The 15,600-nt window shown below is 37.1% G+C and carries 14 protein-coding genes and 1 pseudogene; all 15 read right to left on the bottom strand.

Annotated elements, in window-relative coordinates; translation table 11 throughout:
• Positions 1-496: 496 nt before the first annotated feature.
• The 15 genes and pseudogenes from NCY30_RS11675 to NCY30_RS11745 all read right to left on the bottom strand — a co-directional run bounded on the left by NCY30_RS11675 (position 497) and on the right by NCY30_RS11745 (position 15,590).
• Positions 497-1,759: a site-specific integrase gene (locus NCY30_RS11675; RefSeq protein WP_250818763.1), complete on the bottom strand. Its 1,263-nt coding sequence runs from the start codon at positions 1,757-1,759 to the stop codon at positions 497-499.
• Positions 1,760-1,856: 97 nt separating this feature from the next.
• Positions 1,857-2,039, bottom strand: a complete 183-nt coding sequence (locus tag NCY30_RS11680) for an excisionase (protein ID WP_250818766.1) — start codon at positions 2,037-2,039, stop codon at positions 1,857-1,859.
• 313 nt (positions 2,040-2,352) lie between these two features.
• Positions 2,353-2,895: a flavodoxin family protein gene (locus NCY30_RS11685; protein WP_072523201.1), complete on the bottom strand. Its 543-nt coding sequence runs from the start codon at positions 2,893-2,895 to the stop codon at positions 2,353-2,355.
• 2 nt (positions 2,896-2,897) lie between these two features.
• Positions 2,898-3,896, bottom strand: a complete 999-nt coding sequence (locus tag NCY30_RS11690) for an alpha/beta hydrolase (protein WP_055215576.1) — start codon at positions 3,894-3,896, stop codon at positions 2,898-2,900.
• A gap of 53 nt (positions 3,897-3,949) precedes the next feature.
• Positions 3,950-4,717 (bottom strand): carboxymuconolactone decarboxylase family protein, encoded by a 768-nt coding sequence (locus NCY30_RS11695; RefSeq protein WP_250818764.1) that lies wholly within the window; start codon positions 4,715-4,717, stop codon positions 3,950-3,952.
• Positions 4,718-4,745: 28 nt separating this feature from the next.
• Positions 4,746-4,970, bottom strand: a pseudogene (locus tag NCY30_RS11700) (flavodoxin); the annotation flags it as partial.
• Between the two features lie 81 nt (positions 4,971-5,051).
• Positions 5,052-5,795, bottom strand: coding sequence for a hypothetical protein (locus NCY30_RS11705; protein ID WP_006426953.1), 744 nt, complete (start codon positions 5,793-5,795; stop codon positions 5,052-5,054).
• 140 nt (positions 5,796-5,935) lie between these two features.
• The gene (locus NCY30_RS11710; RefSeq protein ID WP_015513361.1) at positions 5,936-6,319 is read right to left on the bottom strand and encodes a DUF6262 family protein; all 384 of its coding nucleotides are present in this window, start codon (positions 6,317-6,319) and stop codon (positions 5,936-5,938) included.
• Positions 6,294-7,661, bottom strand: a complete 1,368-nt coding sequence (locus tag NCY30_RS11715) for a tyrosine-type recombinase/integrase (protein ID WP_250818765.1) — start codon at positions 7,659-7,661, stop codon at positions 6,294-6,296. Before NCY30_RS11715 ends, NCY30_RS11710 begins: the two co-directional genes overlap by 26 nt.
• 121 nt (positions 7,662-7,782) lie before the next feature.
• On the bottom strand, positions 7,783-9,513 hold the full coding sequence (locus NCY30_RS11720; RefSeq protein WP_007886448.1) for a tyrosine-type recombinase/integrase: 1,731 nt from the start codon (positions 9,511-9,513) through the stop codon (positions 7,783-7,785).
• A 28-nt stretch (positions 9,514-9,541) separates the two neighbouring features.
• The gene (locus NCY30_RS11725) at positions 9,542-10,666 is read right to left on the bottom strand and encodes a tyrosine-type recombinase/integrase (RefSeq protein ID WP_006426957.1); all 1,125 of its coding nucleotides are present in this window, start codon (positions 10,664-10,666) and stop codon (positions 9,542-9,544) included.
• A 155-nt stretch (positions 10,667-10,821) separates the two neighbouring features.
• Entirely contained in the window at positions 10,822-12,789 is a 1,968-nt protein-coding gene (locus NCY30_RS11730) for an ATP-dependent DNA helicase (RefSeq protein ID WP_007886452.1), read from the bottom strand.
• A gap of 534 nt (positions 12,790-13,323) precedes the next feature.
• On the bottom strand, positions 13,324-13,758 hold the full coding sequence (locus NCY30_RS11735) for a helix-turn-helix transcriptional regulator (RefSeq protein WP_007886453.1): 435 nt from the start codon (positions 13,756-13,758) through the stop codon (positions 13,324-13,326).
• 327 nt (positions 13,759-14,085) lie between these two features.
• Positions 14,086-14,712, bottom strand: coding sequence for a hypothetical protein (locus NCY30_RS11740; protein ID WP_007884654.1), 627 nt, complete (start codon positions 14,710-14,712; stop codon positions 14,086-14,088).
• Between the two features lie 17 nt (positions 14,713-14,729).
• Complete coding sequence (locus NCY30_RS11745; RefSeq protein WP_007884653.1) at positions 14,730-15,590, bottom strand: contact-dependent growth inhibition system immunity protein; 861 nt, start codon at positions 15,588-15,590, stop codon at positions 14,730-14,732.
• Between the last annotated feature and the right edge of the window lie 10 nt (positions 15,591-15,600).

The raw sequence follows: 15,600 nt of genomic DNA on the forward strand, positions 1-15,600 counted from the left end.
TATATGGTAGGTGTATACCGTCAGATAAATACCTATAAACCTCAAATATTCTTTCAAATTACAAATTAATACATTATATCATCTAATAAGTTTTACTTTCATTTTCCCACATGATCATGAGGCTTTTTCATTCATATTGTGCGATTATATGTAAAAAGCGTAGGATTTCTCCCACGCATTTATATTATTATTTCAGCTTTTCCAATCCGATCTTCCAAAGGTGTAAATAAGGTGTAAATTCTACATTTCCATCCAAGGAACCCAATAAACTCAAGGCTTTTGCTCCGTCCCTTAAACACTGCCGTGGCAAATGAATAATACTTTTATCTTACTCATTTTATCTCCTTATATCTTCTCAAAGCTTTGTAAATACTGGCTTTCCAGCCTTTATACACATTTTTCTAAAACGGCTCTTTTTCTCATAAATTCTTGCATTTTCTCATGTTTTTTCGGGCATTTTGGTTATAAATGGGTTATTTTTCTTGTCCGGAAAGCCTTACGAAATAAGGCTTTCATGAGTTATTTGTGCATGTTTTTGGGTTACAAACCGGTTTTTATCCAGTTCTTTCTTTGCTTCTTTCAACCTGGCAAGTTCTTTTTTCGCATCGTCATAGCCGGTATGCGTATAAATATTAAGCGTCACAGATACATCTGAGTGTCCCATCAGATATTGCAGAGTCTTTGGATTCATTCCGGAATTTGCCATGTTTGTACAATATAAATGCCTACAGATATGCGGAGTAATCAAGGGTAATTGTAATAAATGTTCTTTGTTGTACTTCTCTCTTGCATGCTGCATGTACTTTTCCCAGTGAAGTGCAACCATTGGATTCCCATTCTTATCCAGAAACAAAAATCCCCCATATCCATCCACTGTTGGCTCTTTCTTCGTCTTTTTGCGATTCTTCAGAATACGAAGGAATGTATATTTCACATCTTCTTCCATAGGCAACAATCTGGTTCCACTTGTCGTTTTTGTGGAAACAATCTCATACTTCATATCTCTGGTTCTTTGCAATTGATGATCAATTCGTATCACTTCATTCTTGAAATCCAAATCTCGCACGGTAAGCCCACAAAACTCTGAAATTCTTAGTCCCGTTTTAAATAAGATGTAAAATGCATCATAGTAACGGTTATAGTGTGGATCATTCTTTACAAATTCCAGGAATCTTGCCTCGTCCTCTAAGGAAACTGCTTCTCTTTTCTGACTGTCATTGACCAGTATCGTACCAAGTTCAAATCCAAATGGATTCTTAAGGATTAGATCATCATCTACAGCCATCTGAAATGCCGGTCTTAACACGCCTCTGATCGAATGAATTGAACTGTATCCTCGTCCATCTCTCTGAAGCTTAATCAGAAATATCTTCGCATCAGACAGCTTAACGTCATCCACCTTCTTATGAGAAAACTCTTCTTTTTTCAGCACATTTACGACAAAATTATAGTTTGCTAATGTATTGTGCTTCACTCCTGTTTTTAATGAAAGATATCTTTCCACCAGTTCAAGCACCGTCAACTTACTTCCGGTGATTCCCTGCATCTGTAAGGACTGTACTTTGCGTTCTTTCTCTCTCAGTGACGAATCCGTTCTTTTGCCTTCCGGCATCTTATCCGATTCTGTCAATCTCCAACTATATAATGTTTTTCGCTTTCCAAGTGAATCTGTATATTTATAACGATATCTTCCACTTGGTTCCTGCCATTCTCCCTGCTGGAGAACTCTTCCTTTATCATCACGTCTCTTTGAAATCATATTCTACCTCCAAGGGGACGCAACATGATATTGTTAGTATATCACGTTGCTTCCACCTCGAACACCTCCTTCTTTTTTATTTTTTAGTCTTTGTTTTTTATATTGCACTAAGTGTATCTACAAATCGTTCAAATCTTTCTCTCTTAATCTGCACACGGTTTCCGTTCCACAACAGATATTCTGCATTTGGATTTTCGCTTACCAATTTACAAAGCTTTCCTTCTCCAATACGGAAATATGCCGCCGCTTCCTCAATAGATAATGTATACTTGTTCCATATGAATCAGGCCTGGATTCAATTGAGAGCACAAAAACAATTTATTACCACTGCATCAGAGTTTCTTTTTTACGCCCTCATATAACGAAACGCTCAGAGGGTAAAAATACAGTGGGCAAATGCAAAAAATTTTATTTTTTGTTTTTGTCTCTCACATATGCAAAAGAAGAACGGTGTTTTTACAGGGTGTTGGAGAAATTTTTTTATTTTTGCGCAAAAAAATAGCTATAAGACTCCATTTTTTGAAATCTTATAGCTTTGCTATTGATAATATTGAGTTACTATTAGTTTTAATAATTAGAATTATTTTATCAACTTATAAATTTTTTCCAAGTTCATATGCCTTCTTCATTATATCCACATGATCCTCAGCTGTATTTGCTGCATCAATTCCACCGCCACCGACCATGCCTTTTAAGGAAGCCTTTTCAAAACAATCTACCCAGCCTTGCAGCCCATTATAGGCTTTCTCAAATGCACTTTCATCATTCTCTGCCGCAGTTGCAATCATATAAATATCTCTGAATAAATAATCTGCCGAATATAAAGGATTCAATCTATCAAGAAGTGTTTTCATCTGACCGCACATCTCATAATAATAAATTGGGGTTGCATAGACAATAACTTCTGCATTCTTTACCTTTGCCATAATATCTGCAATATCATCCTTCTGTACACACATCCCAGTCCTCTGGCAGGATAGACAACCGATACAATATTTTATATCTTTTCCTTTCAAAGAAAGAAGTTCCACATCATGCCCCGCTTCTTTTGCTCCCTTTGCACACTCATTTGCAAGTATATCAGAATTGCTCCCTCCTCGAAGACTTGTCGATATGATCAATACTTTTTTTACCATAATTAACCAACTCCATTTTCTTCAAAAAATTTCTGGATTTTATCAAATGGGATTACATCCAGATTATCGTAAAGATCTGTATGAACAGCCCCTGGAATTGTTAGCAGCTCTTTATTGGATGTGTACTTGCTGTCCTTAATCATATTTTCATAAGCATCTTTTCCAAAATAATAGCTGTGTGCTTTTTCTCCGTGAACAATGAGGACTGCACTTCTGATTTCATTACTGTACTTTAATATTGGCTGATTCATAAATGACATACATCCAATACTGTTCCAGCCATCATTGGAATTCAGGCTTCTTTTATGATAACATCTGCCTTTATAATATTCACTGTAATCTTTTACAAAGAAAGGGGCATCCTCTGGAACCGGAAGAGAAACACAACCACCAGCTCTGGAATATTCGCCTTTACAGTATTCTTGTGTTCTGAGGGTATTCAGCGACTGCTTCTTCGCATAACGTGCTTCTTCACTGTCCTCAGAATCAAAGTACCCATTCGCATTTACCCTTGTCATATCATACATGGTAGATGCAACCGTTGCTTTTATTCTTGTATCGAGTGCAGCTGCGTTAAGAGCCATCCCACCCCAGCCACAGATTCCAATGATTCCTATTCTATCTTGATCTACCTCTTCCCGAACAGAAAGGAAATCAACAGCAGCCATGAAATCTTCTGTATTAATATCCGGAGAAGCCATGTATCTTGGATTGCCTCCACTTTCTCCCGTAAAAGAAGGATCAAATGCAATAGTAAGGTATCCTTTTTCAGCCATCGTCTGCGCATACAGTCCGGAACACTGTTCTTTGACTGCACCAAATGGTCCACTTACAGCAATCGCTGGATATTTCCCAAATGCATTTTTCGGCTTATACAAATCTGCAGCAAGTGTGATTCCATAACGATTTACAAATGTCACTTTCTCATGATCTACTTTTTCACTTTTTGGAAAAGTTTTATCCCATTCAGATACTAGTTTTAATTCTTCTGTTTTCAACATAAATATAACCTCCATATGCAAATTGTCTTATAAATATACCTTTTTCAACCTTCCTATTTTAGTTTTCTATATTCTTCATCACTTACCGGTTCAAGCCATTCATTGGAACTATTTTCGCCCGGAACTTCTATTGCCAGATGTGAAAACCATTCATCCGGTGCTGCGCCATGCCAGTGTTTCACTTCTGCCGGAATATTGATGCAGTCGCCTGGCTTCATTTCTACAGCTTCTTTACCTTCTTCTTGATAATATCCTCTTCCGGCAACGCATATCAAAATCTGTCCACCTCCACTTTTTGCATGATGGATATGCCAGTTATTTCTGCATCCAGGTTCGAATGTCACATTGAAAATTCCAACCTGAGAAGTAGAAATCGGTGCAAGAAAACTTCTACCGGAAAAATACTGTGCAAAACCATCATTTGGTGCACCAATTGGAAATACCATCTCTTTTGCATGCGCACGCATCCCTTCCTCTTCGTATGGCAAATCTCCTTCGCCTGTTTTCCACACTTCCTTTGCAAGATTGAAAACAGCCCATGCTTTTGGCCAACCTGCATAGAATGCGGCATGTGTGATCACTGCCGCAATCTCTTTTTGTGACACACCATGATTTTTTGCATTTTGAAGATGATATTTTAAAGAAGAATCCGTAATTCCGGAAGCCATCAGAGCAACCACTGTGATAATGCTTCTTGTTTTTACGTCGATATCCTGGTTATTCCAGTTTTCGCCGAAAAGTACATCATCGTTAAAATGTGCAAATTCCGGTGCGAATTCACCAAGTGTATTTCTTCCTGCTGTCTGTACTATTTTTCCCATATTCTGTATACCTCCATAACGCTGTTATTTATAAAGAGTTTACCCATTCACTGATTTCCTGTTTCGTTCCACAATTTAACAGTCTGCCTTCTGTAATAACTGCGTCTGGTGCAGATGACTGCAATTCTCTCACAGTGTTCCCAAATCCACTTCCTCCGGATGTTGCAAAAAGCACAATCTTTTTACCACTGAAATCATAAGCTTCTAAAAATGTATTGATGATTGTCGGAGCCACATACCACCAGATTGGGAATTAAAATGTAGCCAGTTCCCCTCATGCGTTGATTTTACTGGGTTTAACTGTATACAAAACTGTGTTTACTGTTACTATCTTTCATTCTTTTCCAAAATAGCTTTGAAGCATAGGCCACATTATTTTCATATATGACACAAAGCTCAGCTCTACTTGTGCTTCATTAAACCATCCAACCATAAAGCTATTTATCTCTTCAAATAATACTTTTGAAAGTTTCTGAATAATAATTGTGTTATCCACTTCTTCAGTATAATCTTTCGCATACATTTTACATATAGAACGCACTCCAAAATAATTATATAGCACACCTACCGTTGTTTTTAATGCTTCAATATCTCTTGGAAAATCTGTTCTATTCATCATATTCACTACTAATTGATGTCTTGAGTTTAGGTAATTCCTAACTGTACTATTACCTATTTCAACATCAACTGTAAATGAAAAATCTTGAGTTTGTATACTATCTGCTCCTAACATTATCATCAATTCAACTTGTGCTGCATGATATTCTGTATAACCAGACAAAGCCATATATTTCCAAGAATCTTGCTTTGCATACATTTCCGTATCTAAAATATGCGTAAATTCATGAAACACAATATACCTTGGTATTTCCGAACTTTTGCATATCCTTAATATATGTTCATCTGTTTTCGTATTATAGTAAGCTTGGGCGGCTGAAGCGAATCCTGCTGCATCGCTTTCCTCAACATTAATTTCAAAAAAATCTATCTTATACTGTGGTAATTTCTCAATTTCCATAAACTCAATATATTCTTTTTCATATTCTTTAATTAAATTTTTAATTTGTATTTCTGTCATATTGTTTTATACCTCATATCAAAGTTAGCATTTCACTTTTAGTATACCATAAAACAATCCCATTCTCATTCTATATATTTTATCCTCAACGATGAAAAGATGTGTCTGCACACATCTCTTCCATCTTATTATTTTCAATGTTATAAGTTCTTAATAAAATTCAAATCCTGTTTCCGTAATGCCTTCTGTAACTTTTCGTTCTTTCTCTTCAGTTCCTTATTTTCTCTGCTCAGAGCTGCCACCTTCTGGTTCAACAGTTCAATCTGTTTTTCCATCGCCATGTTCAGAATTTCTCTTCTTGGATCTATCATTCCGGCCTGTTGCTCTACTGCTTGGTTCAATGTATCCCGGACGGTTGGATTTTTATAAAAGAATCCTCTCGACAATCCAGTTTTCTTCATCAGCTTTGGAACGCTGATACGTTCTTTATTTGCCAGCATATCTTGTATTGCTTGCAATGCCAGTTCAATTTTCTCTTTACTTTTTCTCTGATTTTCCTCAATCATCTTGTCGTATTTGCTCATATTCTTCACCCCATCTTGCCAGACTCATATATATGATGTCACTCATCCTCTGTCTTACTTCTCTGGTTTCGTCTGCCATTCTTTGATTGCTCATTTTCCGGTAATGCTGTACATTATTCAGTCTTTTATGCCCCAATAGTCTCGCTATCGTCCAGTCATCCAGATGCATTTCTGTAAGTTTGACGCCATAGTAGTGCCGGAACATGTGCGTTCCAAACCCGAATAATTCGCCATGATCATCTTTCAACTGCTTTTCCTGTATCATGGACATGACTTTTGTTTTTATAGCCATATACTGCATCGGGCGGTCAGGTTCTTTTTCATTAACAAATATGTATTCTGTATCACCGAACTTTTCCTGTGTATATTCAATAGAACTCTGTAACAGTTTTGCAAGTTCTTTACTGATCGGTTTTTTATATCTTTTAGTTTTAACTTGATATATTTCAATCATATCTTGGCCATTTTCTCTCGTCAGACAATCTGGTCTCAGTGTAAGGGTATCTGATATCCTAGTTCCAAGCATCTGATGTATCAGAAGACATCTTGCAATCTGTACATCCATCTGTGTAATTTCCGCATTCAGTCGTTTCATTTCATCATCAGAATACACTCTAAATTCTGCATTTACTTCCGGTGGAATATCCGTATTAATAAATAAATGCTCCAATCTTTCATAGCTGTAAATTTTTCCGATTGTCTCTAACTGTCGTCTTAATGAAATTACATAAGAACTATTCGCACTATGGGAAGTATCTTTTGTTGACAGATGTATCAAAAATTCTTCCAACACTTCTCTGTCTATTTCACTGCAGCTTTTTATTTTGGAATACTCTTTTTGGAGATATTCTGAGAATATCCTCATTATTGTCAATTCTCCCTGTACAGTTCCTATTGCTTCATACTGCAGATTCATATAAACAGCTTTCTTACATTCTTCCCTGATATCTGGCTGATATATTTTTCTGAAATCCAGTGTTTTTACATTATAAATTGGATTGGATCTGATTTTAATATCCAGATTTTTTAGTTCCCAAACATCTTTTTCTATCTCATCCCGTAAATCTTCTGGCCCTAAAAATTTCAGTACGTTTCTGAAATATAATATCGTCACTGCTTCGCCATAGCTTACTGTACCATACACACTCTTCTTTTCTTTTACAATAGTTATTCCCTGTTCTAACATCCAGCCTTTTAAAAGTGATATCCATTTTTCTGGATTTCTATCTCCAAGGCTTTTGATTCTCCGATTTATTCTGCTGTTCAAAAACTTTGCAATATGATTATAAGCTGTTCGATCCTGAATCAATGCTCTAAGCGTTCCATTTTTACAGCGATACATAATATAGCCTCGAAATTCTTCCTTTAATTCTTGCGTTGGAAGCAACGTTAAATCAAATTTTCCATTATCCTTACGTGTCCCTGTTTCTTGTAAATTGGGGAAATCGCTGAAGTATATAATATCATTTTCCATCTTTTTCCTCTTTCTTTAGCCATGATGCTAAACTACTTCCTTGCATTTCAAAGAACTCATCATTTGCTTTTGCAATCCTTTGCGGCATATAATCAATATACTGTCTTGTCATCTCTTCATAAGTATGTCCAAGATAATCCCTGATACTTTGCAGTGATACATGACTGTCATAAAACATAGTTGCTACTGTATGTCGATAATCGTGTGATTGAAATAAATATTCTCCATTTGCAATCTTATTTTCCCGGCACGCTTCTATCATCTGAGTTCGGAATGTACCATATAGACAAGCACCACCTCTGCTGTTTTTAAAAATGAATTCTTCAGGCTGAATTTCATGTTTTTTCAAGTATACTTTCATAATCTGATAAAGTGCCTGTGGGATTGGAATCCTTTTATAATTCTTCATTTTGACCTGATACACCTGAATCCAATAATCCTCGCCCTGCTGATAATAAGCATTTCCTTTCAATGTACACACTTCACTCGCCCGTAATCCTAGACACCACAGATGTAGGAACATACATCGTAATCGCTCTGGAAAAAGATATAATTTTTTCAAAATTTCCATATATACTGTTTCCTCAACGCTACGATCATGATGTACTATTACTTCTTTTTGTTGGAAATATTCAATTCGGAATGGCATTCTTGTAATATACTGTTTAACTTCCATGAATTTATAAAAATGACCGATACCGAAAATTCTTTCATTAAATCCCTTTGCCTGTATTCCCCGTTCTCGCAAGCCGTCTGCATACTTTTTTACTTCTGCGACAGTTGCATGAATCGCCAGTATCTTTTCTTGTTCCAGCAGTTCAATAAAATTTCTAATACATACAAATCTTCGTACAATCGTGCTGACTGCCTGTCCAGTAATTCCCAGTTCATATTTCATGTATGCCTGTAAAATTTCTCGATTCTGTATTTCCTTGACTTCCATAAAAGAAATGCTAATTAAGGATTTACTTTCGTCTATCCGATGTTTTCCAAGATGTAATCGTTCCAGATACCATACATTTGCTTCCCATTGGATCTGTTCCTGCTGCATAAACGCATCTCTTCTGCATTCACCTAAAATACTTCGTTGACTCGTTTCGGGAAAATTCTTTAAAATAGTTTCCACTTGTTCCATTTCCAGCAATCCAATATCCGTAATATTTAACTGAACACAAGAATCATAAAGAAGTTTTAAGGATTTTAACCTGACATTTCTATAAGCCTTAGACATTGAAGTATTGGCAATGATACGACTCAACGTATAAAAAATTTGTTTCTTTAAAACTTCTGAACAATTTTGTGTAAAATCCCACACCAATAGGTTTGTTTTATAAGAAGTTTCAAAGGTCTCAGCTATTTCCTTTTCCGGATAATACTTCAGAAAATAAATTTTATTTTGATATTTCCATTCATATATCCGCTTTCCATTTAGCGTCTGCATTTGTTGATAGATATGTTGTTGTTTTACCGTATCATATATTTTCAAATAGAAAGATACAATTTGTGATCGTATCTGTCCTCTTAAATATTGTTCATACGAATTTCGCAAAGGATAATCCATTTCTTCCAGATGCCAGATTTTTCTATCTGCCAAGAACTTTTTCAATTTGTTAATTCTTGAATCGCTTTTTATTCCAAGTGCATCAATTTCTGAATATAGTTCCTGCTTTTTCTTCTCAATATCTACTTCAGATTCTGTTATGTGTTCTGCCTGTTGCAATAAATATATAGGTATTTCTCACACCTCCCTACTCCAGCAGACGTTCCGCCCCATAAATAGCAGTGTGTTGTGCATAAAACTCATTACTTGCTTCTATCAGTTCATCATCCAGCCAGTCCAGATACTTTATAGTCGTATCCAAATGTTTATGCCCCAATGCCTGACTGATCATTTCCAGTTCCCATCCTGCCTGCTTTCGCATATTTGCAAAATAGTGACGTAACATGTGGGGTGTGATTTTAACTCCGGTTTTCTTTTCCATTCGGTCCAACATATCATATACACTGTCCACTCTTAATGGCTTTCCAATGTTCTCACCCATGATATTCACAAACAGGTAATCCTGATGTTGCAGGATTTTCCGATATTTTGCCAGATAATCCATGAGAAATTCAAACGTATCATTACTTATCTTGGCACTTCTGTATTCCGCATTTTTGGCTCTCGCTTCATTTTCATTATCTTCCCGGAAGCATACCCTTATCATGTGATTCCTATAATCAATATCTTTGACATATTTTACTCCCAGTAGTTCCCCAATTCTGTATCCGGTTTCTGCTAACATAAGTAACAGAAGCTGATCTCTTCGGTTCGTACAGGCCTGTAAAATTGTAATAATCTGATTTTCTTTTGCTGTTCTCCCACGATGTTCCTCTTCCTTCAGATAGGCTTTAAAAGAATGATTCCGCAGTACCTTTTTTACTCCCACCTGATTAACCGCTATAATCTGGTTATACGATAAGGTTTTGAGACTTCCGTACTGTTCATATTCTGCCTCTATAAATAAATAGAACCTGAACACATCTTTTAAGTATGCGTTGCAGGTTCCTTCATTCGGACACTTCTTTTCTCCAGCCGTTTGCTCTGTATGGTTTCCGGCTTTAAGCCAGTATAAAAATTCCACAAAGTGTTCTGTCTGTTTTTCATAATCTAACTGATAGACTTCTGTGAGTTCCATTTCTTTCTCTGCCATATATTTCATATAATAGCAGATTGAAAATGCTGTGCGTTTCACTGTATTTGGTGAACGTTTACATTTAATCTTATGCATTAGATATTTACTTGGCAGTTCTTCAATACTCATTGTTTCCAGATTTCTGATGAAAAAATATTTTTCTGTTCCATCTTTTATCGTTTCCACCTTGTATATCATAAGCTGCCTCCTTTCCTCTAACGCTATACACAGTATACCCACTTCATGCCGAAATAGCTATTCATCAATACCAACAATCCCACCGAAAACGCCCTTGAAATACCACCAAACTTTTCGTGCAAAATCTGCTTTTTCTGTAGCAGAACCACGAACGGTTACAGGTAGTATTCCACGCCTTTCCGGTTTCGAATAAAGTGCTGGACATCCTTGATATCTTTTGCCATCTTGCAGCTCGGAAGCGCACACATTACTTCCTCATGATACCTGCCACCTTCTCCTGCACGCTCGTCTAAAATGGACACGACACAAGTATCTGTCTCGGTGCGGAGAGCACGTCCGAATCCCTGTCTTAGTTTTTTCTGCATGTCTGGAACAATCACTGCCTGAATATAATCTTTCAGGCTGGCATATTCCTTCTTCTGTGCTTCACTGATGGGATCAGGAACAGCAAAGGGCAGTTTTACTATAATCAGCGAAGATACCATATCTCCAGGGAAGTCTACTCCTTCCCAACAGGAGCCGGCTGCAAAAAGGACAGCATTGTCCATCTGTTTAAATCTTGTGATCTCTTCCGGTGAATGTCTCCACACCTCTATCATCGGGAACGGAATTTCATCCCTTAACATCTGGTAAACGTTTCCCATCAAATGATAAGATGTAAACAGCACTAGCGTATGCCCGTAAGTCGAACAGATCAGTGAATGGATATGGCCTGCTATCATCTCTGCCTCTTCCTGACTTTCTCTTCTGCATGTCTTCAAATTCTTTGGCAGATATAACAGACAGTTCTTCTGATATTCAAACGGGGAGTCTGCCACATATTCCCGGACTCTCCGCACTCTCTGTAATCCTGTCATTTTCCGAATGTGGGAAAATCCCTGTCCGGTTTTTAAAGTTCCGCTTGTCAGAATCGCTCCCATTCCTCTGCTCCATAACATCTGGTCCAGATACTGTGGAATCCGTCTGCTGGATGCACACAATATAATCCGGTGGTCATGGTCCTGCTTCAGATGCAGCACATACTTCTTATCCTGATGGAAAAAGCATTCCAGCACACTTTTGGTTTCTTCCAGCTTGTTTCTGATCCACTTTGGAATCTTCTTTTCTAATTTTTCTATGATCTTATTCATGGTCTGTATCCCCTCATATAAATACATTGCACACTCTTCTGTCATGTGGAATTCTTCTTTTATCCCATATCTGGTTCTGTGGTTTTCTCCTATGATGTCCAGCACCATCCGGATCGTCCCGGACAGTTTTCTTATCTCCGGGCCTTGGTACTCATTCCCAAGATAAAAGCAGATTTCTCGGATATCGTCATAACAGAGGCTCTTCCCAAACATCTGCTTTGCCGCATCCGGCAGCTTATGTGCTTCATCGACAATCAATGCTCGGTAGTCTTTTAATAACGGGCGGTAATCCTGCAGCCTGTGATAACCATCAGCCAGCAGATAATTGTGATTACAGATCTGAATGAACATTTCATGATCTCTGGAACGCTCCAGATACTGCTGATACCTGCATGAGCCTCTTTTCGGGCAGTCTCCCGAACAGAACTTCGGTACACTCACCATCCTTCTGTCAAACCCACTTAAGTTGGACACTTCGTCCATATCATAATGTTCTTTCAACGACAGCAGAGCTTCTTTCTGCAACGCATTTTTGTTTTTTTCTTCGATTGCAACGATTCGGTGCTCCAACCTCTCATCGCAGACAAAATGCTCTTTCCCTTTTCGTATCACAGCTTTAATAGGGGCCTGAATCGTCCCGTTCTCCTGAAGAATCCGGGAGAGAAAAGGGATATATTCTGTAAGAATTGCTTTCTGGAGTGCAATGCTGGAAGTGGATATCACGACCGGACGCTGCTCATAAGGGGAACATCCTTCTGCAAGGAGGGAATATTTTCTCATCAGAACACAGGCCACCAGATAGGCATACGTCTTGCCGATACCGACACCCGCGTCACACAGTGCTATGTTTCTTCCCAGCAGGTTATCCAGCATTTTGTGGCATAACATAATCTGTTCTTCCCTTACTGCCATTCCATGTTCCGGGAACAGCACTCGGAAAATAGTATCAATTTCTCGATGCGCTCTATTGAGATATTCTCTTGTGTAATACATAATTTGTTACCTGATATGCGTGCTGATATCACATCAATACGGCTGTAAAGGATTTCTCCCTACAGCCGTATGTATCTGATATCAACGACACATTCTTCCTTGATTTCTTATACTTTTGATTTTTGGCGTTGTATTTGTCCTCGACTCCCCCATTGCCTTACGGGAACATTACAGGCGGATGCTTGGCATTGCACCGCTCACGGATTTTCTAAAAGTCTTGCTGATTACAACCCAAAGTCCATCCTCTGCTCACTGGCAGTTCCTATGTATCATTATCCCCTCGTAAGTGATCCTCGCAAAAGACCGCCACGGTCCTGTTTCAGTTAAAGATGATTCGCTCGAAACGAAAACGCCACAAAAGAACTCTGCCTCTCACTTTCTGGTCTAATTTCTTCCATGCCCTTTTCATCTGTCCTCGCGTCTTCCTGCCACGCTTCTACTTACGGGAACGTACCTGTAATGCTGGTATGAGGTTGTCAAAGTACACTGGCAAAATTTACCTGCCTATTAAATAGCCGACGAAAAACGCCATAATTATTCAATTTTTGATAAATTTTTTAATTTTTTTCTCAAACGGTTTCTTTTGGTATAAATCGTCTGTTCTGCCATTCCCATAATCTTAGCAACTTCTCTTCCAGAATATCCCCATGTACTGAGTAAGAGGATTTCCAGTGTCTGATGCTCCGTTTCTTTCAATAGTTCATAGATTCGCTTATCACCTATGTGATCCAGAAGCTCCTTTACATCCCTTGCAAACAGCTCGCTGTCCTTTTCTTTTATGGAATCCATATCCTGCATCGTTTCATCCAGATGTTCCCGGTATCTGCGCTCTTCCAGAAAGTCTTCCCTGTCCATCTGGCGCAGCTTTTGGATCTTCTCTTCTTCCATTCCCAGTTCACGCAATTTCTTTTCTTCCTGTTCTTTCCAATAATTCCACTTTCGTTCTTCACTTGTCTTGTTATAAGCCATTTATCTTTCCTCCGATCTGATTTTTGATATAGAAATCAAATCGGAGCATGGCGGTGACCGGATAGGTACGTTATAATGTTCGAAAAATGTCGAAGAAAAAAATGCTGCAACCTCTTCGATTACAGCACTTTTTTCCATCTTACGTGAATATTTCTTGTTGGTTCATAGGAGATTCCTTCTTTTTCTCATAATGAATAAAAGACTCTTGTCATCCATTATTTATTATAATTTTTCTACTATTACAATAGCTTTTTTAACAAGTTTTCTTGTCTTGGAGTTTAAAAGAAAGCTACCAGTTTTTTTCCTCTGATAGCTTTCCATTCATTCTTATTCTGTTGGGAACATCGCTGCTTCCAACTTATTCATCTCTGTATCCAAAAGACCATATTTTCCTGAGTTATCTTTTTCCACGGATACGTTTACAGTAACAGCTTTTCCATATCTGTTCTTTTCAAGACTCTTCTGGACACTTTCTGTTAATACAGCTGCAAAGACTTCCGGATCATTTCCATCCAATCCCTGCTTTATTTTTTCATTGCTTACCTCTGTAGAGCTTTGTTGCAATGTCTGAAATACATTGGATGGTTCAACTTGTACACTTACTGTATAGACTCCATCCTCTTCTTTCACATCTTGTACTTTGTATTTTGCCAGTTTCTTTACTTCTGTCAGTTTTTCCGCATAATCAGCAATTCCTTTATCCGTAATGTTATCGGAATCATCAAATTGCTGTTGGATACTCTCATTAAAATCCTCTTCGATTTCTTTCTTGGCATCTTTTTCCGAGATTTCTAACAGATTCGCATAGTCCTTATATTCTCCATGATAGTGTGCATCAAGAGAACTTTGGACGTAGGATTTGGCATCAAAGTCTGGTTGTCTGGAGCAAGCTGATAACAATATACATACTATAATTCCTATACTTATGCACAAAACACAATTCTTCTTTTGCATATTCTCTCCTTCACGCTTTATTTATCTTCAATTTTTATCGAAAATAACATTTTTAAATACTGTTCTATTGACTCCTTTTGAACTTTTCTTTCAATATTATATGGAATGCACATAAAAAACTCCACATAACCATTATCAATAAAACTCAGCAATACTTCTCCATTTTCTGTTAAAAAATGTACATATTTTTTATTACATTTACTTTCAAATTTAATATTCGACATTTGCTTGTATATTTTTTTGTAATGATTTTTTATGCTTACTTCATCTGTACAATCAGTTCCATCACCTATCAAAAAAGAAATATACAACTTATCATAATCTTCATTTCTATATGTCATATAAGAATCTGTATGACCATCACCAATATTTTTATAATGCTCATTTGGAATCGAATAACTAATTATTTTCCCCTCTAATGTTTCAAATCTTTCTGTTTCATCAATTCTAATTTCACATGGTTCAAACATTTTTTTTATAAACAAGCCCAATTCATAATCCGACATTTCTATAAAATTAATATAATCTTTTTCTTCCGTTTTTCGCGAATATCCCCCTCTATTATTCCGTTCCCATCTTCTAATTTCTAATTCATCTCCATTTTGTTTCAAATCAATTCTTTGATAATTCTTGGAAAATGTTGGAAAACTTTTATATTTTGTTTGTTTCCAAAAATTGTTTAATTGAGATTCGTCTACTTTTGGGGAACTTTCTGCAATTTTTATTCCTTTTCTAATTGCACAGCCTATCTTATCTATTGTTTCTTCAGCCATAATTTCAATTGTAGGTTCGATAGAAATATAACATCCCATAAACCTTTCAATGGCATTAGGCACAATTAAGAAACCATATTTTTGATTATAATATACAGAAATCATATCCGTTTTC

This window comes from Dorea sp. MB18-49, from assembly GCF_023669465.1.
GTDB classification, from domain to species: domain Bacteria; phylum Bacillota; class Clostridia; order Lachnospirales; family Lachnospiraceae; genus Dorea_A; species Dorea_A longicatena.

Bases quoted from the DNA above. Each gene is read 5' to 3' on its own strand.
- NCY30_RS11675 (WP_250818763.1), bottom strand. From the start codon at position 1,759: ATGATTTCAAAGAGACGTGATGATAAAGGAAGAGTTCTCCAGCAGGGA.
- NCY30_RS11685 (WP_072523201.1), bottom strand. From the start codon at position 2,895: ATGGTAAAAAAAGTATTGATCATATCGACAAGTCTTCGAGGAGGGAGC.
- NCY30_RS11690 (WP_055215576.1), bottom strand. From the start codon at position 3,896: ATGTTGAAAACAGAAGAATTAAAACTAGTATCTGAATGGGATAAAACT.
- NCY30_RS11695 (WP_250818764.1), bottom strand. From the start codon at position 4,717: ATGGGAAAAATAGTACAGACAGCAGGAAGAAATACACTTGGTGAATTC.
- NCY30_RS11705 (WP_006426953.1), bottom strand. From the start codon at position 5,795: ATGACAGAAATACAAATTAAAAATTTAATTAAAGAATATGAAAAAGAA.
- NCY30_RS11710 (WP_015513361.1), bottom strand. From the start codon at position 6,319: ATGAGCAAATACGACAAGATGATTGAGGAAAATCAGAGAAAAAGTAAA.
- NCY30_RS11715 (WP_250818765.1), bottom strand. From the start codon at position 7,661: ATGTATCGCTGTAAAAATGGAACGCTTAGAGCATTGATTCAGGATCGA.
- NCY30_RS11725 (WP_006426957.1), bottom strand. From the start codon at position 10,666: ATGATATACAAGGTGGAAACGATAAAAGATGGAACAGAAAAATATTTT.
- NCY30_RS11730 (WP_007886452.1), bottom strand. From the start codon at position 12,789: ATGTATTACACAAGAGAATATCTCAATAGAGCGCATCGAGAAATTGAT.
- NCY30_RS11735 (WP_007886453.1), bottom strand. From the start codon at position 13,758: ATGGCTTATAACAAGACAAGTGAAGAACGAAAGTGGAATTATTGGAAA.
- NCY30_RS11740 (WP_007884654.1), bottom strand. From the start codon at position 14,712: ATGCAAAAGAAGAATTGTGTTTTGTGCATAAGTATAGGAATTATAGTA.
- NCY30_RS11745 (WP_007884653.1), bottom strand. From the start codon at position 15,590: ATGATTTCTGTATATTATAATCAAAAATATGGTTTCTTAATTGTGCCT.